Source organism: Halobacillus dabanensis, assembly GCF_900114165.1.
GTDB classification, from domain to species: Bacteria; Bacillota; Bacilli; order Bacillales; family Halobacillaceae; genus Halobacillus; species Halobacillus dabanensis.
Genome location: NZ_FOSB01000002.1, coordinates 277,323 through 299,230, shown reverse-complemented (window position 1 = coordinate 299,230; position 21,908 = coordinate 277,323). Strand labels below are relative to the sequence as shown.

The 21,908-nt window shown below is 42.5% G+C and carries 22 protein-coding genes; 15 read left to right on the top strand and 7 right to left on the bottom strand.

All coding sequences use genetic code 11. From position 1 onward, the window contains the following. Positions 1–27 precede the first annotated feature (27 nt). Complete coding sequence (locus tag BMZ58_RS04670) at positions 28–810, top strand: DUF6612 family protein (protein WP_075035399.1); 783 nt, start codon at positions 28–30, stop codon at positions 808–810. Between the two features lie 368 nt (positions 811–1,178). Further along, entirely contained in the window at positions 1,179–2,120 is a 942-nt protein-coding gene (locus BMZ58_RS04665; RefSeq protein ID WP_075035398.1) for an LCP family glycopolymer transferase, read from the top strand. 470 nt (positions 2,121–2,590) lie between these two features. Here the strand turns inward: BMZ58_RS04665 and BMZ58_RS04660 are convergent, their stop codons facing one another. The 3 genes from BMZ58_RS04660 to BMZ58_RS04650 all read right to left on the bottom strand — a co-directional run bounded on the left by BMZ58_RS04660 (position 2,591) and on the right by BMZ58_RS04650 (position 6,254). Beyond that, positions 2,591–3,949 carry a GntP family permease gene (locus BMZ58_RS04660; protein ID WP_075035397.1) on the bottom strand — a complete coding sequence of 453 codons (1,359 nt, stop codon included), beginning with the start codon at positions 3,947–3,949 and terminating at the stop codon, positions 2,591–2,593. A 15-nt stretch (positions 3,950–3,964) separates the two neighbouring features. After that, the gene (locus BMZ58_RS04655; RefSeq protein WP_075035396.1) at positions 3,965–5,083 is read right to left on the bottom strand and encodes a glycerate kinase; all 1,119 of its coding nucleotides are present in this window, start codon (positions 5,081–5,083) and stop codon (positions 3,965–3,967) included. 121 nt (positions 5,084–5,204) lie between these two features. Further along, positions 5,205–6,254, bottom strand: coding sequence for a CdaR family transcriptional regulator (locus BMZ58_RS04650; protein ID WP_075035395.1), 1,050 nt, complete (start codon positions 6,252–6,254; stop codon positions 5,205–5,207). A 376-nt stretch (positions 6,255–6,630) separates the two neighbouring features. Between BMZ58_RS04650 and BMZ58_RS21580 the strand changes: the two genes are divergently transcribed. The 6 genes from BMZ58_RS21580 (at position 6,631) to BMZ58_RS04625 (ending at position 12,632) form a co-directional block, all read left to right on the top strand. Further along, the gene (locus BMZ58_RS21580) at positions 6,631–6,753 is read left to right on the top strand and encodes a hypothetical protein (RefSeq protein WP_279626117.1); all 123 of its coding nucleotides are present in this window, start codon (positions 6,631–6,633) and stop codon (positions 6,751–6,753) included. 17 nt (positions 6,754–6,770) lie between these two features. Next, on the top strand, positions 6,771–7,325 hold the full coding sequence (locus BMZ58_RS04645) for a chromate transporter (RefSeq protein WP_075035394.1): 555 nt from the start codon (positions 6,771–6,773) through the stop codon (positions 7,323–7,325). Next, on the top strand, positions 7,322–7,852 hold the full coding sequence (locus tag BMZ58_RS04640) for a chromate transporter (protein WP_075035393.1): 531 nt from the start codon (positions 7,322–7,324) through the stop codon (positions 7,850–7,852). Before BMZ58_RS04645 ends, BMZ58_RS04640 begins: the two co-directional genes overlap by 4 nt. A gap of 155 nt (positions 7,853–8,007) precedes the next feature. Continuing rightward, positions 8,008–9,657, top strand: a complete 1,650-nt coding sequence (locus BMZ58_RS04635; RefSeq protein ID WP_279626116.1) for a glycoside hydrolase family 13 protein — start codon at positions 8,008–8,010, stop codon at positions 9,655–9,657. A 298-nt stretch (positions 9,658–9,955) separates the two neighbouring features. After that, complete coding sequence (locus BMZ58_RS04630) at positions 9,956–11,359, top strand: FAD-binding oxidoreductase (protein WP_075035391.1); 1,404 nt, start codon at positions 9,956–9,958, stop codon at positions 11,357–11,359. After that, positions 11,352–12,632: a (Fe-S)-binding protein gene (locus BMZ58_RS04625; protein ID WP_075035390.1), complete on the top strand. Its 1,281-nt coding sequence runs from the start codon at positions 11,352–11,354 to the stop codon at positions 12,630–12,632. Before BMZ58_RS04630 ends, BMZ58_RS04625 begins: the two co-directional genes overlap by 8 nt. Before the next feature lie 170 nt (positions 12,633–12,802). On the opposite strand, the gene BMZ58_RS04620 is transcribed toward BMZ58_RS04625, so the two are convergent. Next, complete coding sequence (locus tag BMZ58_RS04620) at positions 12,803–13,567, bottom strand: NERD domain-containing protein (protein ID WP_083412524.1); 765 nt, start codon at positions 13,565–13,567, stop codon at positions 12,803–12,805. Further along, complete coding sequence (locus tag BMZ58_RS04615) at positions 13,568–13,750, bottom strand: hypothetical protein (protein ID WP_075035388.1); 183 nt, start codon at positions 13,748–13,750, stop codon at positions 13,568–13,570. Between the two features lie 107 nt (positions 13,751–13,857). Between BMZ58_RS04615 and BMZ58_RS04610 the strand changes: the two genes are divergently transcribed. From BMZ58_RS04610 to BMZ58_RS04595, 4 genes are all read left to right on the top strand, one after another. Then, a complete protein-coding gene (locus BMZ58_RS04610) occupies positions 13,858–14,544 on the top strand; it encodes a response regulator transcription factor (RefSeq protein ID WP_075035387.1) in 687 nt (228 codons plus the stop codon). After that, positions 14,541–15,884, top strand: a complete 1,344-nt coding sequence (locus tag BMZ58_RS04605; RefSeq protein ID WP_075035386.1) for a sensor histidine kinase — start codon at positions 14,541–14,543, stop codon at positions 15,882–15,884. The genes BMZ58_RS04610 and BMZ58_RS04605 overlap by 4 nt, the downstream gene beginning before the upstream one ends. A gap of 44 nt (positions 15,885–15,928) precedes the next feature. Next, positions 15,929–16,450: a PepSY domain-containing protein gene (locus tag BMZ58_RS04600; RefSeq protein ID WP_075035385.1), complete on the top strand. Its 522-nt coding sequence runs from the start codon at positions 15,929–15,931 to the stop codon at positions 16,448–16,450. Between the two features lie 87 nt (positions 16,451–16,537). Continuing rightward, on the top strand, positions 16,538–17,059 hold the full coding sequence (locus BMZ58_RS04595; RefSeq protein WP_075035384.1) for a PepSY domain-containing protein: 522 nt from the start codon (positions 16,538–16,540) through the stop codon (positions 17,057–17,059). Between the two features lie 17 nt (positions 17,060–17,076). Here BMZ58_RS04595 and BMZ58_RS04590 read toward each other — a convergent pair whose 3' ends face one another. After that, a complete protein-coding gene (locus tag BMZ58_RS04590) occupies positions 17,077–17,943 on the bottom strand; it encodes a GAF domain-containing protein (protein WP_075035383.1) in 867 nt (288 codons plus the stop codon). A 271-nt stretch (positions 17,944–18,214) separates the two neighbouring features. On the opposite strand from BMZ58_RS04590, the gene BMZ58_RS04585 reads away from it, so the two are divergent. The 3 genes from BMZ58_RS04585 (at position 18,215) to BMZ58_RS04575 (ending at position 20,523) form a co-directional block, all read left to right on the top strand. After that, positions 18,215–19,021: a glutamine ABC transporter substrate-binding protein gene (locus BMZ58_RS04585; RefSeq protein WP_075035382.1), complete on the top strand. Its 807-nt coding sequence runs from the start codon at positions 18,215–18,217 to the stop codon at positions 19,019–19,021. A gap of 123 nt (positions 19,022–19,144) precedes the next feature. Further along, positions 19,145–19,801 carry an amino acid ABC transporter permease gene (locus BMZ58_RS04580; protein ID WP_075035381.1) on the top strand — a complete coding sequence of 219 codons (657 nt, stop codon included), beginning with the start codon at positions 19,145–19,147 and terminating at the stop codon, positions 19,799–19,801. Next, positions 19,801–20,523, top strand: a complete 723-nt coding sequence (locus BMZ58_RS04575; RefSeq protein ID WP_075035380.1) for an amino acid ABC transporter ATP-binding protein — start codon at positions 19,801–19,803, stop codon at positions 20,521–20,523. Before BMZ58_RS04580 ends, BMZ58_RS04575 begins: the two co-directional genes overlap by 1 nt. Before the next feature lie 47 nt (positions 20,524–20,570). Here the strand turns inward: BMZ58_RS04575 and BMZ58_RS04570 are convergent, their stop codons facing one another. Next, a complete protein-coding gene (locus tag BMZ58_RS04570; RefSeq protein WP_075035379.1) occupies positions 20,571–21,536 on the bottom strand; it encodes a sodium:calcium antiporter in 966 nt (321 codons plus the stop codon). Positions 21,537–21,908: the final 372 nt, after the last annotated feature.

Genomic DNA, 21,908 nt, shown 5'->3' with positions numbered 1-21,908 from the left:
AGCATAGAGTAGAAAGGAGAAGAAATTGTGAAGAAATGGTATACAGGTATATTAATCATCGGTGGTGTTGTTACCTTGGTAGCCTTAAGTGAAACGACTTCCTTTGGAGAAAAGCTTTTAGGAAGTGATGCAGACAAACAGGTCGAAGCACGGGAGGAAATGTCAGAAGGAAAAGAGATTTTAAAACAATCGATCGAAGCTATGACCAAGGTGAATGGTTTTCGTATTATAGGAGAGAAAATGCAGGACAATAAGGGGAATGGACAAACACAACCATTGATAGAAGTAAATGTATTATTAGGAGAGGAGCCGAAGATCCATTCTAAGTCTTCGCTTACAGGAGAAAATGAATCAAATCAAGGTATAGAATTCTACATGAATGGCGACCAGATGTATATAAACACAGCAGGTCAATGGGTTATGCTACCAAACTCCGGGGGCCATTTTGATAAGTTGAAAAATATAAATGATGACGAAATAGATGAGATGTTGGGAGGAAGTCAAGTGTTTGAGATGAGGGATAACGGGGGTAGTTATGTTATTTCTCTTCAGGACGGAAACATGATCCAGGATCTGATGCCAGCTGCAGGAATAGAGGAGACCACTTCAGGTGAAAATCAGACTATAGAAATCTTCATTGAAAAATCTACTTATCTCATGAAAGAAATTATTGTAGACAGTAATTCAGGAAAAATAATGTACACGATAAGTGATATTAATGCGGTTGAGGAAAGTGTGTTCCCCGAAGTAGCAGTAGAAGGTACGATTAAATTGTTGGACAAAACTGAAGGAAACAATTCAGTAAAGTAAGTCAATATGTCTCTGTCTCTGAACTGTGGTTATCTGTCTTAATAAAAAGGTTTTTGTTGGGAATTTAGTCAGCTATGCAGGAGAAATGAATTTTCAATAGAGTCGAGAGCGGTGTGGTACGCTCTTGACTCTTTTTAATTATAAAGATTGCTGGGTGTTAACAATCACGTTAATGTTAAAGTTCTACGCATATTTAACTCCCTGTATCTTTTCATGCAATAAGAAAAGAGCGCCAAATATACATAGGAGAGTCTCCAAACAGCTTATTCCAGGGGGAAAGAGCGATTCTTTATCAAAAAAGGTTAGAAATCTTAGTGATAGGATTATATAATAGAAGTGGATTGCTAAAAAGGTGGAGTGAAACGAAAATGAGTCGTACAGAAAAACACAAGAAGAAAAAAGGTCGCTGGTGGAAGGTTTCGCTTGTATTACTTGCTTTATTATTAGTCCCAGCAGGGGTGTATGCTTACTCTGTTTATAGTGGAGCGAAAAGTACAGTAGATTCCAAGATGCATCAGGAAGTATCATCCATCGACCATGAATTGACAGAGAAAAAACGGGAAAAGCGTGAACCGCTTAACGTGTTATTGCTAGGAGTAGATGAAAGGGCCGGAGACTCGGGCCGTTCCGATGCTTTGATGGTCTTGTCTATTGACCCTGATAATAACAGAAGCCAAATCATCAGTATTCCACGTGATACACGGACGAAGATGGTTGGGGATTCATCGCAAGCAGGAAAGCTCGATAAAATCAACCATGCTTATGCATTCGGTGGTGCTGACATGTCGATTCAAACGGTTGAAAACTTCCTTGATATTGAACTGGATTATTATGTTCAAGTCAATATGGAAGGGTTAGAAGAAATGGTCGATGTCGTCGGTGGAATCACCATCCAGAATGATATGGAATGGGTAGGGAAAAATGGTTTCCAATATAAAAAAGGGGAACTGACCATGGACGGTGAGGAAGCGCTTGGTTACGTGCGCATGCGCTATGATGATCCTAAAGGGGATATCGGGCGAAATGAACGGCAACGGAAAGTCATCCAAGGGATTGTCGATAAAGGGATGAACGTCGGTTCAATCAATAAGCTCGGAAATGTCATGGACGTGTTAGGCAAGAATGTTTCTACAAATATGGATTTTGCTACAATGCAGGATTTAGCGAAAAATTATAGTGGCGCTAGAGAGAACCTTTCTACTTACCAGATGACAGGAAATGGTACGAAGATTGATGGAATCTGGTACTTGGAAGTCTCTGATCAGGAAGTAAAGGATGTACGTAAGATGATCCAAGAATATAATTCTTAAGCTGCTCTTTCTAGAGTAGCTTTTTTTATTTTTCCTTTTCTATGAGAGGTTGAGTGGAAGAATCGATTACAAGATGGAATGATAGTTAGGCTACGGGAAGCGGTTCTTCGGATGATGTTTTTGTATAGAAATGGCGAATCCATTATTACCTGGGAAATACTTGTCTATTTATGTGAAATAGTACGGAAGAAGTAATTTACTCTATATGTGTGGCCATACTGTGAGCAAAGAGGTGATGGTATGGAAGAGGAGGAAGGTAATTTTTTTGAGGGGCTTTTTTGGGCAAGTGTCTTTTCGCTTCCTATTTGGGGGATTATTGTTCTATTAATTGTATGGTAAGGAAGGTTTAAGCAAATGGCGAGAGTTAGGATGGGGCTGGATAGTGGGTTACTTTACATATTGATGAATCTCAGTTTGTAGTCATAAAAAAAGGTACAGGCTGTCCCTTAAAAGAGATAGCCTGTACTTTTTTAAACCAAGATGAACCATAAAATGGAGGTTACAATAATCGCCGTAAGACCTTGTAGCAATGTTCCCATCGTTTGTGCTTTGTAGGCTTGAGTGATGGACATGCCGCTGAATTCTTTAACGACCCAGAAATAGCTATCATTAACGTGTGATACGACCATGGCACCCGCTCCGACAGCCATGACGACAAGGGCTAATGGCACGGCACCTTCAATTCCTATTTGGGAAAGAAGAGGTGCTATCAGGGTTGAGGTAATGACGATAGCTGCTGTAGAAGATCCCTGTGCACTTTTTAAAGCGGCTGCAATAATAAATGGAATGAAAATAAATAGTGCACCGATTGCTACTTCGTTACCTGCAATACCTTTGATCAAATCGGCGATGTTTGTGGAACTGATAACAGAACCGAAAGCTCCTCCGGCACCGGTGATCAGAAGAATAGGAGCGGCTTCTTTTATTCCATATCCGACCCATTCGGTGAGTGTTTCCTCATCATATTTAGGTAAAAGGAAGAAAGCGAACAATACTCCCACAAGAAGAGCGACAACAGGTGAACCTAAGAAAAGGAAAAAGGAGAAAAGCGCACCTTCCCATCCAGCGAATGTGATGACAGAACTGAATCCAATCAATATAATCGGGGCGATGATGGGGGCGAAAGATTTAGCTGCAGAGGGCATGTCGCCGAAACTGCTGACCACTTCATCATAATCATAAAGATGATCATCCTCACTGCTATCAATATGAATTTTCGCTCCTGCTTTCACAGCCCAAAGGTAGCCGATGAGAATCGTTGGAATGGCTACGATGATACCGAATAAGATGACCGTTCCGAGGTAGTTTTGTGCACCAATATTACCAGCAGCTGCAATTGGCCCTGGAGTTGGCGGGACTAAGGTGTGCGTGGCGAATAATCCTGTTGATAAGGCAATAGCCATGGAGGCTACCGTTACTTTTGTTTTATTTGCGAGCGCTTTCTTAAGGGAGGATAAGATTACATATCCAGAATCACAGAAAACGGGAATACTAACAATACTTCCAATTGCACTCATGGCAAGTTGGGGACGTTTTTCGCCTACCATCTTTAAAACTACTTCTGCCATTCGTAAAGCGGCTCCTGATTTTTCTAGAATGACACCAATGATTGTACCGAATACAATTACAAGCCCTATTCCACCCATCAAGCCCCCAAAACCATCATTGACAGCTGTTACCACATCGCCAAGTGGCATGCCAGATAGTATTCCGATTGCAAAGGCGGAGATGAGCAGAGAAAGAAATGGGTGTAGATTAAACTTTGCGGTGGCTATGATCACGAATAAAACGCCTAAAACAATAATAAGTACAAGACCGAGCCCTTCCATAGTTCCACTCCTTTATTATGAATCAATTAATTTAACGATTTGTTTTGTTGTTTGATATAGGTTTGCTTCCGCGTTCTCCAGGCAATTTTCTAATGAAGTCGGGGCAGGAACAGTAGAAAAGCAACTGGTAAACACCTGGTCGAGGCTCTCATAACCGGCACCTAGACTTCCTGATAAAAGGATGACAGGCTTTTTGTAATAATTCGCAACTTCGGAGACATATCCAGGTGCTTTTCCATACATTGTCTGTTCATCACTTTGGCCTTCCCCTGTAATGACAAGGTCTGCATCACGGATTGCTTCAGGCAATTGGATTGCTTCTCCTACAAGCTTGGCACCGGACTCAAGACGCCCACCGATAGCGAGAAAAGCAAAGCCTAGCCCTCCAGCTGCACCTGCGCCAGGCAAATTTGCAATCGTCTTACCGCAAGCTTTTTCAACCAAGTCTCCATAGGCAGCCAGGGCCCAATCATAATTTGTGATTTGCTCTACTGTCGCTCCTTTTTGCGGGCCGTAGATATGACTTGCTCCTTTTGGTCCTGTCAAAGGGTTATCGACATCAGAGGCAACTCGAATAGTTGCTGTCTCAAGGCGGGGGTCCAAGGTGGAAAAATCAATATCCTGAATAGTGGCTACATCTTTTCCGAAAATGTTTACTTCTTTTCCTTGAAAATCATAAGCTTTCATTCCTAATGCCTGAAGCATCCCAAGTCCACCGTCATTGGTAGAGCTTCCTCCTATCGCGATCAAGAGGTCTCTATAACCTTGCTCGAGTGCATGAAGAATCGCTTCTCCAATTCCAAAACTTGTAGTATGATCAGGGTTGCGCTTTGACTCAGGGACGAGGGGTAAGCCGGAGATGACAGCACCCTCAATGACGGCCTGATCTTCATTCAATTTTATATACCAACTTTGTCTTTCTTCACCGAGTGGACCTGTACACCTGAATTCTACTTTTTCGTGAGATGCGGCTTTAGAAAAGGCTTCTAGCGTCCCCTCTCCACCGTCAGCCATCGGTTTCATCGTTATTTCAATTTTGTCATCAACTGTTTGAATGGCTTTTTTCATGATTTCCGAAACTTTGATTGACGACAAACTCCCTTTATAAGAATCAGGAGCCAATACAATTTTCAAAATATTCCCCTCCTTCAATATAGGCTTACTCTTATTCAAAAGGAATTTGGCTAAAGAAACAATTGATGAAATTTACAATATATCAGAATTTTGAAAGCGCATTCTTGTGCAAATGCACAATTTAGTGGCGTATCAAAATAGCTTGCAGGATCACTGCATCTTTAAAATTGCGTGCATCCAATCCTACTTTTTTATAAATTTGTTCTAAACGATAAATTAAAGTATTGCGGTGAATGTGAAGTTCAGCCGCAGTTTGATTCATTTTTAAGTTATTCTTAAAAAAGGTACGAAGTGTGTGGGAATAGGACTCTTCTAATTGGTGTAGTCGGTTTGCATAAGGAAGAGTAACATCCTCATATGTACCACGGTCTATATGCGAAAGCAGGCGTTCCATTTTTAAAGAAGCACTATAAACGATGGGATTTTGGGCGCGATCGATTTCAATTGCTTGCATCGCTTGGTAGAAAGATTTTCGAATCCCAGTTACGGTGTAACCAGGTTCTCCAACACCTACTTTCCCATTGAAATCAAGCATAAGAGGCTTATTTTCAAATGGTATCGCAGCTACAATGAAATTTTCCTTGTAGGGAAGGACGAAAAGGGGGTATCCTCTTTTCTTGATTTTTTGTCGTATGGAGTCGCTGTGTTCATACGGGGACTTTACCTGGAAGACAAGCACTTGCCAAGTCTTTTTTACATCTGCTTGTAAAGTGTAAAACGCCTCTTTTTCCAATTCTTCCCCAAGAACATTTTCGTTGGATATCAATCGATGAAACCAGTAATTCCATTGTCTTTCTTGATAAAAGGCTTGCTTTTGAATATATAACTGTTCCAGAGCGATTTCCACAGATCCTTGGGTCATACCAGCTGCTTGAAAAACTTCATCCGGCTCTCCCGTCAAACCGACGACCCCCGCCAACTCACCGCGGTGAAATATCGGTAAGTTCACTCCTGGTTTCGTATTTACATATCGAGTTGCTTCTTCGGAGGAAAAGCGCAACGGTGTTAATTTTTCAATCACATATTGAGCACCCCCATGGGATTGATTTATGCGGTCCGAGTTTGTGCTTGCGACAATCTTCGCGTGAGGGTCCATAAGGTTGATTGGGACATCAATGTATCTTGTTAATCTATCAATGATTTCTTGACCGAGTTGTGCGGTTAGTTCCATAAGCGAGGCTCCTTTATGTTTTTCTTTTCTATTATTTTATCAGAATAAGAAAGTAGAGTCGTTTAAGCTTGTAGAGGAAAAATCATGGTTGAAGAAGTATCATTTAAAGATGGAAAGTACGCTCCATCGCAGGTAGGTGAAGGAAGTACATTCTCCGAGTTCCCCCTTTCTGCAAATGTGAGAGGTAATTAAAGATTTTGGTGATGTTTGAGGTGAATTTACTAATTAAAGAATCATTACATATTGTCGTTGTAATTTAAGAATGTCAAATTATAATGTAAACTAAATAGAGTATATTAAATTTCCATATAGACAACTGTTCCTAGATCTAGATGCCAAAAATAAAAATAAAAGGTGCAGTGGCAATTAGGTAGATGTGTCGGTAGCCACGGTGGCAAACATTAACGGTAGTGAACTTTATCATTTGGCGGAACGTGCTACCGGGACATTATATGGAGGTACGGAATCCAGAACAGATGGCACGATCGCTGCCTTCTAAGGAAGGGAGAGGAAAGAATGCAGCAATGGAATTTGTTTATTGCTTTTTTTCGAGTCGGGATGCTCGGCTACGGCGGGGGACCTTCATCCATCCCCCTTGTACATAAAGAAGTCGTTGAAAAATATGAGTGGCTGACGGATGATGACTTCAGTGACATCCTCGCCCTCGCAAATACATTGCCCGGGCCGATTGCAACCAAAATGGCGGGCTATATAGGCTATCGGGTGGCGGGAATTTTCGGTATGTTGAATGCGGTACTTGCGACGATTATACCGACAATCACACTTATGATTGTTTTGATTACGTCACTTAACAGCTTGCGGGAGGAGCCATGGGTGAACGGGATGACACAGGCGGTCGTACCTGTGGTCGGCGTGATGCTTGCTAAGCTGACGTATGATTTTTTCAAAAAAGCACAAAGCAACCTTGGCTGGGTAGCGGCTGGTGTTTTAGGTGTAGCATCACTTTTATTAATGGAATGGCTTCATGTCCACCCAGGATTGTTGATTTTTGCCCTCCTCCTATACGCTCTCCTTCGCCCAAGTAAAAAACGGGAGGAGCAAGCACCATGATACTTTGGAATATTTTTGTAGCTTTTTTCATTCCAGGAGTTCTCGGATATGGGGGCGGCCCTGCATCGATTCCGCTTGTCGAAAATGAGGTCGTGGACCGGTTTGGCTGGATGAGTGTGACTGAATTCAGTGAAATGCTTGCGATGGCCAATGCATTACCGGGACCGATTGCGACAAAGATGGCAGGTTTCATCGGATATCAGCAAGCCGGTGTCTTAGGTGCTGCTGTCGGTGTTTTCGCGACTGTCGCCCCATCTTTGATTTTGATGATATTTTTAATGAGTCTATTAGCGAAGTTTAAGGATTCTCCTAAAGTCAAAATGATGACAAACTTGATCCGTCCGGCAATCGCTGTATTGCTCGGAGTGATGGCTTATCAATTTTTTCAGACGTCCTATGATTCGAGTGGAGTTTGGCAAACGGGTTTTCTGATTTTAGTGAGTTTTGTATTGTTGGAGAAAGTGAAATTGCACCCCGCGTTCGTCATTTTAGGTGCCCTCGTATACGGAGCGATTTTTCTAGGTTGAATGGGAAAGAGGCGCAAAGAGAAAGCGCCTCTTTTTTGGTGAGATAATTTCCATTTTCTGTATGACCTGGTACGGTAATTTTTGGTATGGTTTTGGAGGATGCTAAATTTTCAGTTATTCTTGGTAGAGGAAGGTTTATGTGAAGGAGTGGATAAGTGATGAATCAAGAATGGTGGAAGAAGAGTGTTGTCTATCAAATTTATCCAAAGAGTTTTAATGATACAAATGGAGATGGAATCGGTGATATTCCAGGGATTATTGAGAAATTAGATTACTTGAAAGAGTTGGGTGTGGATGTACTTTGGCTGTCCCCTGTTTACGATTCTCCGCAAGAGGATAATGGCTATGATATTCGTAACTATCGAAAGGTCGATGATCTATTCGGGAACATGGATGATTTGGAGCGTTTATTGGAAGAAGCACACAAGCGGGATTTGAAACTGGTGATGGACCTTGTCGTCAATCATACTTCTGATGAGCATCCATGGTTTGTCGAGTCTGCGAAAAGTAAGGATAACCCATATCGCGACTATTACATATGGAAAGAGGGGAAGAATCAGGAGGAGCCACCGACAAACTGGAACTCTGTGTTTGGCGGATCCGTTTGGGAATATGACGAAAATACGGAACAATATTATTTGCACCTTTTCGCGAAAAAACAACCGGACTTGAACTGGGAAAATCCGAAACTAAGGGAAGATATCTATGACATGATGAAGTTTTGGCTGGATAAAGGGATGGACGGCTTCCGTATGGATGTCATCAACTTTATATCGAAAGATCCTGAGTATCCAGATGGGGAACAGGGGGATGGCAGTCCGTATTTCATGAATGGTCCGCGTGTGCATGAATTTTTGCAGGAAATGAACAAAGAAGTACTATCCAATTATGATGTAATGACAGTCGGTGAGATGCCTGGTGCTTCTCCGGAGGATGCGAAACATTACACAAACCCTGAGAATGAAGAGCTTAATATGATTTTTACTTTTGAGCATATGGATCTTGATTCTGATGGGGACAAGTGGAATTGGACTAATCTTGATCTTGTAGCATTGAAGGAGAACTTTGAAAAGTGGCAGACATCCTTGCATGGAGTCGGCTGGAACAGCTTATATTGGAATAACCATGACCAGCCACGGATTGTTTCCCGGTTTGGAGATGATGGAGAGTACCGGGTGAAGTCTGCGAAAATGCTGGCGATTTGCCTGCACATGATGCAAGGGACGCCGTACATCTATCAGGGGGAAGAGATCGGGATGACCAATGTCCGCTTCGAAACCCTGGATGAGTATCGGGATATTGAATTGTTGAACATGTATGAGGAGAAAAAGGAGCAAGGATGGTCCCACGAGGAGTTAATGGAAGCCATTTATGTTAAAGGCCGCGACAATGCACGTACTCCGATGCAGTGGGGTGATTCAGAGAATGCGGGATTTACGGAGGGGACACCATGGATTCAGGTCAACCCGAACTATGAGAGTATTAATGCAGCGGCAGCAATGGAGGATGAGGACTCTGTCTTTTATTTTTATCAGCAGTTGATTCGTTTGAGGAAAGAGTTGGATGTCATAACAGATGGTCGCTTTGAATTGCTGCTCAGGGAAGATCCGAATGTTTTTGCGTACAAACGAATCGGGGGAGCAGAAAGCCTCTTAGTCGTATGTAATTTCTCTTCTCGGGAAGTAGAGCTGGATGAGGAAGTATATCAGCAAGTGGAAGGAAATCCGGTCGTGGTTACAAATGATTCAGGGAAAGAGAACAGACGGATGTTAGCTCCGTACGAAGGAGTCGTCTATCGGATTTAGCACCGACATGTCTTACATCATTGGTGTTATTTACATTATTTACCACACCTGGTCACCCAAATATTGGGTGACCAGGTGTGGTATTTTTTTACATTTTATCTAATAGCTTGTTATACAGCTTGTTTACTTTTTACAACCATTTACCAATATTTGTATGACCAGGTCGGCAAGGGGTTCAGAAAGAGAAGTTGGCGGGAGAGGTTTCTTTGTTGTTTCCTTTTTCTATTTCTGCGATGATGATTATAATAGTAGAATTTTCTGAATAGTTAACTGGATAAAAAGGAAAGGGGAAGCACATATGGAAGAATGGCTAAAAGAAATGCAAGGACTTTTCCCTGAAGAACGCGTGCTCACGTCAATTGCGGATAGGCATAGTTACAGCTTTGACGCTTCCTTCGGTGAGCATCTGCCGGATGCCGTGGTTCAGCCGAAAGATAAACAGGAAGTGGCCACTGTATTGAAGTTGGCTAATGCGTATAAAATACCTGTCCATCCGCGTGGTTCTGGCACATGTTTGAGCGGGGGTCCTCTGCCTGTCCATGGTGGTATCGTACTTGATTTGTCTCAATATCCTGCTGAAATCGATCTTCGCCCACGCGATTTGACTGTTACGGTGACGCCGAGCGTGTTGACGGCGAACATTAATAAAGAAGCGGAAAAACATGGGCTTATGTATGCTCCTGACCCAAGTAGTGCACATGTCGCGACCATTGGTGGAAATCTTGCTGAAAATTCGGGAGGTCCTCGTGGCCTGAAATATGGGGTGACGAAAGATCATGTAATCGGCTTGGAAGTGGTCACACCCGAGGGAGAAATTATCCGTACTGGTGGTCAGACGATAAAAAATGTAACAGGCATCGACTTGACGAAACTGATCGTCGGGTCAGAAGGCACGCTTGGTGTCATCGTTGGTGCTACGTTGAAAATGATGCCGAAGCCACCAGCGGTTCAGACGCTGATGGTCGCTTTTGATGAAGTGAGAAGAGCGGGGGAGGCCATTTCCCAGACGCTTATTTCCGGCATCCTCCCAGCAAAAATGGAATTCATGGACCAGGCTTGTATTGTCGCGGTCGAGAACTTCCAGCCAGTCGGATTGCCTACGGACGCAGCTGCTGTGATTATCATCGAATTGGACGGACATCCAGAAACGCTGCGGGTGGAACGCGGACTTATTGAGGAAATTATGGAGGAGATGGGTGCAAAAGAAGTGATCATCCCGAAAAGTGACGATGAAGCGACGAAGCTGTGGCACGCACGCAAGCAAGTATCTCCTGCAATCGCCAAGATCAAGCCGACGAAAGTGTCAGAGGATGCGACCGTGCCACGCAGTAAAATTCCCGATTTTATGGATCAATTAGAACTTATAAAAGAAAAATATGATTTGGAAATTGTGGCTTTCGGTCACGCGGGGGATGGCAATTTACACCCGAATATTTTGTGTGACAAAAGAGATGTAGAAGAAATGAAGCGGGTAGAAAAAGCGGTCGAGGAAATGTTCGAGGCGGCTCTTGAGCTTGGTGGGACGCTGTCTGGAGAGCATGGGATCGGAACGATGAAAGCCCCGTTTATGGAGTTGGAACTTGGAGAAGTTGGGCTGGACATGATGAAGCGGATTAAAGATAGTTGGGACCCGAACGGCATTTTGAATCCGGGCAAAGTTTTCCCGGAAAAAGGGCAGAAGTTGGTGCTTCATCATGAGTAATTTACTTAAAGAAAAGCTAGGTTATGATAAGACCTTTGATTGTGTGCAATGCGGATATTGTCTGCCTGCATGCCCTACTTATGAAACGATGGAAAAAGAAACCCATTCCCCAAGAGGGAGGATCAACCTCGTCAAAATGGTGGCAGAAGGAAAAGCTTCCGTTGAGGATATGAGAGAACCGATCGAGAAGTGTCTCGGATGTATGGCCTGTACGACCGTTTGCCCGACGAACGTGCAATATGGTGCAATTTTAGAAGGAGCAAAGCAGGTGCTTGATGAAGAAAAACCACGCCGACTTGTGGAAGATTTCTTTTTTCAAACGTTTTTCCCCTCTTCTAAATGGATGGATGCTTTAGGAAATGCGACTTGGGCCTATCAAAAGAGTGGCCTGCAAAAGATTTCGCAAAGGTTCGGTCTTACCAAAAAGGCTCCGCTTCCCATTCATGAGTTTGAAGCTGCGCTGCCTCCTATGCCAGCACCGAAAAAAAGGCGAGGACGCGCGGATCGATATATTCGCAAACGTCCTTCTGTCGCTAAAGTTGGCTTTTTCCAAGGGTGCGTCATGGATAGCGTCTTTTTTGAAACGAACCAGAACACGGTAGAGCTTTTATTGAGAAGCGGAGCGGAAGTAGTTTTTCCAGAAGGGCAGACGTGTTGTGGAGCTCTTCATGCACATACCGGGAAAGTTGATGCATCGATCGAGCTAGCAAAACAGAACATCGAGGCTTTCGAACAAGAGGGATTCGACTATATTGTCAATAATGCAGGTGGTTGCGGGGCACGGCTGATTGAATATCATCATCTTTTTGAAGAAGGAACAGAGTGGCACAACCGGGCGGTGCGCTTTGTTGAGTGCGTGAAGGACATTTCCGAAGTGCTCGTACAGTTGGATGGCCTTGTATTTGAAAAGACGATGGATCGGACCGTAACCTACCAGCCATCATGCCATTTGCAAAATGTGCAAAAAGTGACGAGTGAGCCACTGGCATTGCTCCAGAAGATACCTGGCCTGGAGCTGCGGGAACTTGATCGCCCGGACTTTTGCTGCGGATCTGCCGGAGTATACAATATCGTGAACTATGAAGATGCAATGGATATTTTAGATGTGAAGATGCAGGATGTTTGTGGAGTGGATCCAGATAGTGTGGTAACTTCCAACCCAGGCTGTTTGTTGCAGATGAAGCTTGGGATTGAACGTGAAGGGGTTAGCGGAAAAATAGATTCCGTACACCTAGTGGATTTGCTGTTGGAAGCAGACCCTCAACCAAAGTAAGGAGGCGACCTTGTGATGAGGGCGTCTTTTTTTGGTGTGCGTGTAGTGTGTGGGTGGAGAGATATCCGCGACTTTTGCCAAAATATCCGTAACTTCGGGGCATATATCCGTGACTTTTGTAAATATATCCGTAACTTTGATACTTTTATCCGTATTTCGATATATCACCTCTAAAAATTTAGAAAATAGACTCTTCCTTTATTTTTACCGCTAGAGCTTAAGTTCATATTGCTCAAAATCCTGTTCGCAATGTCCGGAGAGTCAAGCATTAAAAAATCGCGCATTTTCTTATTCGTAATACTTGATCCATATAGAAAATAGTAGTCTCTCAAAGCAGCAAGATGAGCTTCAGCATTTTTATATCCACAATTTTGGCATTGCCATGTTCCGTAAATCCTTCTCATTGGCACATGCTGACAAGTCGGACAGATTACTTCTTTATTAAAATCCTTGCTATTTAGAGAGAACTTGTCTAAGTAGTCGTAGTGATTTTCTGTGTGATCATCCAGTAGATTTTTTGTAAGCCTGTCGAGAGAGGTAGGATCAATGCTAGGACCAGCATGGGAAGCTTCCACCTGTTCTATTTTTTCAGGAAGAGCATCTGTGCGAATAACAATATTTAAATCTGGGTCATCTGTATCGATGGAGGTTTCGGGGCTGTTAGAAACGAGGCAGTAAATAGGGAGGTCTGGCAAATTTTTAATAGATAGCCAGTGTTGCAGTTGGCGACGGTGTCGGCGGACTTGGAGAACCGGGTCAGAAAAGGTATGCTCCCCATCCGTCCATTTTCTTGTCATGTAGTTGAATCTTTGATTGTAAAATAACTCTCCACCTATATTTTTCACCTCAACAATCATGATCCATTGGTCGGTAAGAATCAAACTGTCTATTTGAAAGTGATGGGTGCCGTCATACAGACGTAAATGGTGAAAGATTCAGTAGTGATTGGGGAGAAAAGAGAGCGGAAAGTTTAGCGCAAGTTCGCCTTTGTAGCCGGAGAGGCTGTATTTGAGTTGATCTTTTACCACCCCCATTTGCGGGTGACGGTCAGAGAGTCTTCGTTCAATGGTTTGGAGCAATTCGATGTCTTTAGGAAATGTTCTTTCTTTTACAATCATGATAATCCAACCTTTCTATATGCGATATATTATATCAACTTAATCCTCCTTAGCCCTATCTTATCTTGTGTTAAAATGAATCCAATCTATTAAAAGAGGGATGCGCATTGAGTAAACCGACGATTTTGATCATTGAAGACGAGAAGAAAATCGCACGCGTATTAGAGCTTGAACTCGAATATGAAGGATATGAAGTGACCAAAGCTCATGACGGCATGGAAGGCTTGCGTCTTTTTCGTGAAAGGGAATGGGATTTGTTGTTACTGGATATCATGCTTCCGGGTTTGAGTGGAACAGATCTTCTGAAAAGAATTCGTACTGGGGGCGGAAACACTCCCGTGATTATGTTGACGGCTAAAGATGCTGTTGATGATAAGGTGACTAGTTTAGATTTAGGGGCAAATGATTACGTTACAAAGCCGTTTGATATTGAGGAGTTATTGGCGAGGGTTCGTGTAGCTCTCCGTTCTCACCATACTTCACCAAAAGAGGATGGGATGCAAATCGCTGACCTCATTGTTAATGAAAAGAAGCATGAAGCATGGCGGGGCGATGATTTGATTGAGCTTACAGCGAAGGAATTTTCGCTTCTTGTTTACTTATTGAAAAATAAACGCCAGGTGCTGAACCGGGAACAGCTTTTAGAGGGTGTGTGGGGCTATGATTATTATGGAGATACAAATATAGTCGATGTGTATATTCGCTATTTACGAAATAAAATGGACAAAAATTACGAACCGAAGCTGATCCATACGGTTAGAGGCGTTGGTTATGTATTGAAGGATCCACAATGAAGTTAGGGAACAAGATTCAGCTTTACACGACAGGCTTATTCATAATCCTTCTCCTACTGATCGCGGGTGGAATTTATTTTTCGTTTAGTAAAATCGTTTATAATAGCGATCTTGATCAAACTCGGCAAGAAGCAGAACGCATTGTCACTGGCATCAATGAACAGTCCTCAGAAGTACCATCTGCTGATCTGTTGAGAGCTTATGTACCTGCAAATGGCATGATCCGGATTGTGCTGGAGGATGGCTCTTCTGACGTGAGCTTGACTGGGGGAGGTCAATCCTATTTAATACAGCAAGATTATCAGTTTACAAGAAGCGAGAACGCCGATATCCACACCATTGAAGGAATTCCGCATAGCTTTGTTTCCCTTCCCGTTGTATGGGGGGATGGACAAGTGGCTTCTTTTCAATTGACACAAAGTTTACGGACGACAAAAACAAACATGGATATTTTGCGTATCGTTCTTGTTCTTGTTTCCATTTTAGCGGTCGTCCCGCTGTTTTTGTCCACTCGTCTTTTGAGCCAACTAATTACGAATCCTATCCGCTCGTTGATTCAGACGATGCAGCAAATAAGAGAAAGTGGACAGTTCAAGCAAATTCCTACTCAGGGAAAATCGAAGGATGAACTGGATCAGATGGCCGATACGTTCAACAAGATGATAATCCAATTGCAGGCAAATTATGAGGCTCAAGAACAATTTGTTTCTAATGCTTCTCATGAATTGAAGACGCCTCTTACAATCATTGAATCCTATGCCAGCATGTTGAAACGTAGAGGAATGGTAGAGAAGGAACTATTTGATGAATCTGTTGAGGCTATTCATGGGGAAGCGAAACAAATGCGGAATTTGACGCAACAGCTTTTGTTGCTTGCCAAACAGGAGGAGCACTGGGACCTGGATATAAGAGAAGTTCCGTTACTGCCCTTCATTCAATCGATCAGCACTTCATTTGAAAATGCCTATCAACGAAAAGTCTATATTCAAGTGGAAGAAGAAGTCCGTGTACAAACAGATGAACAAAAATTAAAACAGTTGCTCTATATTTTCATGGATAATGCACGAAAGTATAGCACGGATCCTTTAGTTATTTCTGTTGATAGAAAGGGCAATCAAAGTAAGATTGAAATCTCGGATGAAGGAATCGGCATGAACGAAGATCAACTGGAAAGAGTGTTTGAGCGTTTTTATCAGGTGGATCAATCGAGAACGGAAGGATACGGTCTTGGTCTTTCATTAGCCAAAGCATTGGCAAGGGCGATCGGAGCTGAAGTGTCCTTGGTTAGTCAAGAAGGCAAAGGGACAACAGCGACAATTCTTGTGCCACTTTCTCAGTGATTTCTCATTTTCATGCTTTAGGATGATGATAGAGGAGTGATCGCGTGTCAAAATCGATGAAATTAATCCTAACCATTTTAGTGCTTGTTCTTTTGTTAGTCATTGGCTGGCAGCTCGTCAATGAAAAGCTAAGTGCGAAACCTTTGTCCGAAGAAGAGGTACGGGAAAAAGTCCAATCGCAATACAACGCTCAACTAACGGAATGGGTGGCTAAGGAGGGTTATTATTCAGCAACTATGGAGCTGGAGGAAGGCCTTTATGAAATCATCGTAAGGAAGGAGGATGGTAGTGTAGCAGATATGCGCCAGGTGGATGACTTTTCCAATGGGGAAACTTCTAAAGAAACGGAAAACCTTCCGGAAAGTCCTGCTCAACCTATGTCAGAAGAAAAGGCCATGGAAATTGCATTAAAGGAAGTGGATGGAAAAGTCGATGACATAGAGTTTGAAACGGAAAACGAGATTCCTTTTTTTCTTGTGGAAATTGAACGAACGGATGAGTTGGAAGCCAGCGTGCAAGTCCATGCGATTACAGGAGAAATACTATCGATTAATTGGGAAGATTAATTTCTCACCGAATTCTCATTTTCTTCTCCATTTGTTCTCATGAACACTGGATATAGTGGAAGTAGAACAACAAAAGGAGGAATAAATATGAAGAAAAAGTGGCTTATCGGTAGTATTGTCGGATTGGTTGTAGTTGTCCTTGGAGGTGCTTACGGCGTTCATGCTGTTTCAGGAGATGACAATTGGTCAAAGGAAGAGGTTAAGGTTTCTCAAGAAGAAGCTAAATCTGTAGCTGAACAGGAAGTAGACGGTTTAGCGATCAATCATGTAGAAAAAGAGGAAGACGATGGGCGTCTGCTTTATGAATTTGATGGTCAATTAGATAATGGGGAAGAGGTCGATATTGATATCGACGCGAATACTGGAGAAGTAGTGAAAGTCGATCGTGAGTCGGACGAAGATGTTTCCAATAAGGAAGCGAGTAAGGATTTGAAAGTGACGGAAGAAGAAGCGGAAAAGGTAGCTAAAGAAAAAGCACCAAATGGTAAGGTCGTTGAAATGGAAGTGGATGATGGGGTTTACGAGTTCGAATTGAACGACGGGGACAACGAGTATGAGGTCACCGTTCACGGACAAAGTGGAGAAGTTATTGAATTTGAAAAAGAGTGATAATCAAAACTCGCCCATCATGGCGAGTTTTGTTCTTCCTTTAATTGAAAACCGATATATGAGAGCGCTGCTTCTAAATTCGGGACAGTTTTCAATTGGAAACCACTAAGATTCATACTGTCCATTTCGCGATATGCTATATCTGGAGTGATTCCAGTAAGTATGGGGTGAATGCCCATTACTTGCAAAGAGTTGACGAGTTGTTCTATTACTCGCGGAAATTCCTGGCCGTGTATCACTAAACCAGATAAATCAATGATGAAGTGATCGATCTCTTGAGCCATTCCGTGGTGTAATACGTCATTCAATAATTTGTCTGCACGTTTTTCATCAATAATCCCCTGGACAGGAGTGACTGCTACACCTTGGGTAGTAGGAATGATGGGCACGTTCATGAACCCTATATTATAGTTTGTCTGATCTAATTCGATCATATGGGAAAGAATAGCGGCAATCGAATGTAAGAACTCTACATCCTCCTCGTCAAATTCTTTTTCATCTCTATCCATCACACAAAGAGTACCGAACACTTCTCCATTTAAATCTTTCAATGTGACACCAAGGTATCCTTTCACTTGCAATTGAGCGGAAGCCTTCATTTCCCGGGTCAGCTCGTCACTCATTAAGTTGTTCGTATTCAGCGTATTGTCTTCTTTGTTTATTATTAAGCGACAATGGCTCTCCTTGTAATCAATGGTGAAATCTTCTGGTACAATTTCTTCGTATTTATTAAGGGAACTGAGAACTGTCATCTCATTTTCACCTTTTTTCGTGATATATGCTGTTTGGACGTTCAAACGCTTGGCGATTACATCAAAGATTTTAGAGGAGGCCGTCTTCAGGGAATCGTATTCCTTTGTGTCCAACTGATATTCATCCGACATGCAAAACCATCCTTCTAACTTAAATTAGGAATTTTACCCTATTATACCCTAATACCCTTTGAAACTGAGATTATTCTATGAAAATTTACCCATTTTATTAGATATTTTTAGATAAATAGATTAAATAAGAGGAAATATGAGTATTTTTATTATAATTTCATTAGAATAGTATTTTTCGCTTGAAAAGAGCTTTAAAATTATTATTCAGAAAATTTGCATTAGTAGCAAAGTTTGAGATAATAGAAGTCATAGACCAAAAGGGGGAAATTGGATGAAAGCGAAATGGTACTTATTCATTATGATTTTGGTTCTCGGTTCACTTCTTGCTGCTTGTGGTAGTGATAGTGAAACTGGAGCATCGGGAGATTCCGGTGATTCAGAAGGAGAAACTTACACGGTCGCGACAGATAACAACTTTGTTCCGTTTGAATTCATGAACGAAGAAACTGGTGAAATGGAAGGTTTCGATATCGATTTAATCAAAGCGATTGCTGATGAAGCAGGGTTTAACATCGAAATTGAATCGATGAAGTTTGATGGAGTGGTAGCAGGGATGCAATCCGGTCGTTATGACATCGGAATTGCTGGTATGACCATTACAGAAGAGCGTAAGGAAACGATTGATTTTTCTGATCCATACTACGATGCTGGTTTAATGTTGGCTGTTAGTGCGGACAATGATGAGATTCAATCGGAAGACGATTTAGCCGGTAAGAAGGTAGGTACTCGTTCAGGCACCACCAGTGAAACATATATTACAGAAAACCATCCAGATGCTGAGTTGGTTACATTCCCAGGAATCGTGGAGGCTTATATGGATCTTGAATCCGGGCGTTTGGATGCAGTGATGTATGATGTACCGAACGTACAATATTATGTAGCTAACGACGCAGAAGGTTTGAAAACTGCTGGGGATATCTTGCAAGGGGAACAATATGGAATCGCCTTTCCTAAAGATTCTGAGCTAGTAGAAGATGTCAACGAAGCTTTGCAGACATTGATCGATAATGGCACATATGATGACATTTATGAAGAATGGTTCGGTGAGCGTAAATACGGCACGGAATCTTCCGAGTAATTATCCATAAGAAAAGCTGATCAGGAAAGCGTAGCAAGTGATTAGCTTGTTACGCTTTTCCAATGTTATAGAGTGATGGCATGAACTGACCTACACTTCAAAACACAAGGAGCGTATACATATATGGAGTTTATAACGGAATCGCACTATTATCGTGTCATGCCTTTTTTGCTGGAAGGTTTAGTATGGACACTTCTTATCACGTTTGTCGGTTTAATTATCGGTTTTGTATTGGGAGCGATCTTCGGTTTTGCCCGATTGTCGAAAAATAAGTTAATTTACGGTATTGCCACCGTCTATGTAGAAGCGGTAAGGGGTACACCGATTTTGGCACAAATCTTATTCATCTATTTTGGGCTGTCTGATCTGATGGGAGTTAATATTGATAAGATTACAGCTTCTATTATTGCCATTGCTATCAATGCTGGTGCCTATATTGCAGAGATTGTAAGGGGTGCTGTTTACTCCATTGATAAAGGGCAGGAAGAAGCAGGGCGTTCCATCGGGTTAACACGTAATCAGACGATGCGATATATCATATGGCCACAAGCATTCAGACGAATGATTCCACCACTTGGAAACCAGTTCGTCATCAGTTTGAAAGATACGTCTCTTTTCTCCGTTATTGCGGTTGGAGAACTCTTATATATGGGGCAGCAATACTACGGCATGACGTTCCAAGCTTTCCAGGCCTTGACGATGGTCTGTGTCATGTACTTGATCATCACGGTGCCGACAGCTATTTATTTGAGAAGAGTTGAAAGGAGACTGGATGTCTAATGATCACCGTCAAAGACTTGCATAAATCATTCGGTTCCAATGAAGTTTTAAAAGGAATCAATGCAGAAATCAAAGAGAAAGAGGTTGTCTGTGTTATTGGTCCATCGGGGTCGGGGAAAAGTACCTTTTTACGATGTTTAAACCTTCTGGAAGAAGTGACTTCTGGAGATGTCATCATTCAAGGGGATAATCTCACAGATCCGAAGATCAACATCAACAAAATCCGTTCACGAGTGGGGATGGTTTTTCAGCATTTCAACCTTTTCCCCCACAAAACGGTATTGGAGAATATCACGATTGGACCGATTAAAGTAAAAGGCATGAAAAAAGCAGAGGCGGAAAAGGTAGCACGGCCACTCTTGGAAAAAGTCGGGTTGAGTGATAAAGCAGATGCTTATCCTGAAAGCCTTTCAGGTGGACAAAAGCAGCGTGTAGCTATTGCCCGCTCATTGGCGATGGAGCCGAGTATCATGCTTTTTGATGAGCCCACTTCAGCACTTGACCCAGAGTTGGTTGGTGATGTCCTTGAAGTAATGAAGGATCTTGCTAAGGAAGGGATGACGATGGTCGTCGTCACTCACGAAATGGGTTTTGCTCGTGAGGTCGGGGACCGGGTGTTATTTATGGATGAAGGGGTTATTATGGAGGAAGACCTGCCAGAAAAACTCTTTGGAGACCCTCAAAACCCTCGAACACAAGAATTCCTGAGTAAAGTTCTATAATAAGAAAAGCCGTAGACGCTGGTCTACGGCTTTTGTTGAGTTGACTCTTAAAAAATAAAGTAGGAAGATGCAAAGTACGTTAACACGATGATCGCGGACGGAAGCACGTACCGCATCGTATTGCTTGATTGCTTTCTTATAATCATGAAAATCGTTAACGCGGTCATCCCTATGAAAAGGACGGCTAAAAGAAGATGGGAGGATGATGCCGCGTTCAAGATAGGGCCTTTTTGATAGAACATGTCTGTAATTGCAAGCAATTGCAGGTTGAAAAGGTTGCTGCCTAAAATCGACCCAACCGCCATATCATAGTTCGCTAGTTTTACCGCTACAAGAACCGTCACAAGCTCGGGGAGTGAAGTAGAGGCTGCAATGAGAAAACTTCCTACAAAGCTTGAACTCATCCCCGTTTGCTGTGCCAGCTGGTCCCCTGATATAGAGAGAGCACTTCCGGCGATGAATACGATGATTGCACTGATAGCAAACCCGATACTCGAAGTTTTGAGAGAATAATCTTTCCCCGTAGCCGCTGCCTCATTCATTTCCGCATCTTCTTCTGTTTCAAACAATTTTACTGTCCCGATATACAATCCTACTAAGATGAACATTTCCCAGCCAATATTGAATATAGAAAAGCTGGAATTGATGATTAAAGATAAGCCGACAACTGTAGTGAAAATGATTCCAGCTATCGCTGAAGGCAGGTGCTGCTTTGGATTGATTCCGTGGAACATTTTGTTTTTTCGGTAAATCATATCGACGACCGCTAATATCAAAATGTTGAATACATTACTTCCCAGCATATTACCAACGGCGATGTCCGGGTTGTCAATATATACGGCAGTGAGACTGGTCGTAAGCTCAGGAAGTGAGGTGGCACCGGCGATTAGAAAAGTACCGACCACGGCTCCACTTAAACTGGATTTATGACTGATTACATCTCCGAAACGATTCAGCTGGATAGCTGCAAGGACGACAATGATCGCTGAGATGCTGAATATAAGGAACGACATAAATTTCCTCCTCTTAGTAATGAGCCAATAAAAAAAGACCTTGGCCCGTGGATTGGCCAAGGTCTTGCGTACTATGGTCATAGTTTGATGAACCGAGTGTCGGAACACTGAAGTGACGATTCATCAACCGTGTTATACGGTCGCTACTCCCCTTGTTACTTTAAATATAGCGAATTTATTAAGAAACGTCAACTGAATAGAATTCCACTGGCGTAGTATATGAAATAACCCAGATCCTGATCACGGTCGGTATAAACTATGAATTTCAATGGGAAAAAGCGGCACTGAGGCCGCTTTTTTCAGGTGTGGAAGACGCTCGAGCTTTGAATTTTTTTCAACTTCAGCCCCTCCCCCTTTGATAACTTAAATCAT

Excerpts from the sequence above, each read along its gene's own strand:
- BMZ58_RS04665 (WP_075035398.1), top strand. The coding sequence starts at position 1,179 with ATGAGTCGTACAGAAAAACACAAGAAGAAAAAAGGTCGCTGGTGGAAG.
- BMZ58_RS04660 (WP_075035397.1), bottom strand. The coding sequence starts at position 3,949 with ATGGAAGGGCTCGGTCTTGTACTTATTATTGTTTTAGGCGTTTTATTC.
- BMZ58_RS04650 (WP_075035395.1), bottom strand. The coding sequence starts at position 6,254 with ATGGAACTAACCGCACAACTCGGTCAAGAAATCATTGATAGATTAACA.
- BMZ58_RS04645 (WP_075035394.1), top strand. The coding sequence starts at position 6,771 with ATGCAGCAATGGAATTTGTTTATTGCTTTTTTTCGAGTCGGGATGCTC.
- BMZ58_RS04640 (WP_075035393.1), top strand. The coding sequence starts at position 7,322 with ATGATACTTTGGAATATTTTTGTAGCTTTTTTCATTCCAGGAGTTCTC.
- BMZ58_RS04630 (WP_075035391.1), top strand. The coding sequence starts at position 9,956 with ATGGAAGAATGGCTAAAAGAAATGCAAGGACTTTTCCCTGAAGAACGC.
- BMZ58_RS04625 (WP_075035390.1), top strand. The coding sequence starts at position 11,352 with ATGAGTAATTTACTTAAAGAAAAGCTAGGTTATGATAAGACCTTTGAT.
- BMZ58_RS04615 (WP_075035388.1), bottom strand. The coding sequence starts at position 13,750 with ATGATTGTAAAAGAAAGAACATTTCCTAAAGACATCGAATTGCTCCAA.
- BMZ58_RS04605 (WP_075035386.1), top strand. The coding sequence starts at position 14,541 with ATGAAGTTAGGGAACAAGATTCAGCTTTACACGACAGGCTTATTCATA.
- BMZ58_RS04595 (WP_075035384.1), top strand. The coding sequence starts at position 16,538 with ATGAAGAAAAAGTGGCTTATCGGTAGTATTGTCGGATTGGTTGTAGTT.
- BMZ58_RS04590 (WP_075035383.1), bottom strand. The coding sequence starts at position 17,943 with ATGTCGGATGAATATCAGTTGGACACAAAGGAATACGATTCCCTGAAG.
- BMZ58_RS04585 (WP_075035382.1), top strand. The coding sequence starts at position 18,215 with ATGAAAGCGAAATGGTACTTATTCATTATGATTTTGGTTCTCGGTTCA.
- BMZ58_RS04580 (WP_075035381.1), top strand. The coding sequence starts at position 19,145 with ATGGAGTTTATAACGGAATCGCACTATTATCGTGTCATGCCTTTTTTG.
- BMZ58_RS04575 (WP_075035380.1), top strand. The coding sequence starts at position 19,801 with ATGATCACCGTCAAAGACTTGCATAAATCATTCGGTTCCAATGAAGTT.
- BMZ58_RS04570 (WP_075035379.1), bottom strand. The coding sequence starts at position 21,536 with ATGTCGTTCCTTATATTCAGCATCTCAGCGATCATTGTCGTCCTTGCA.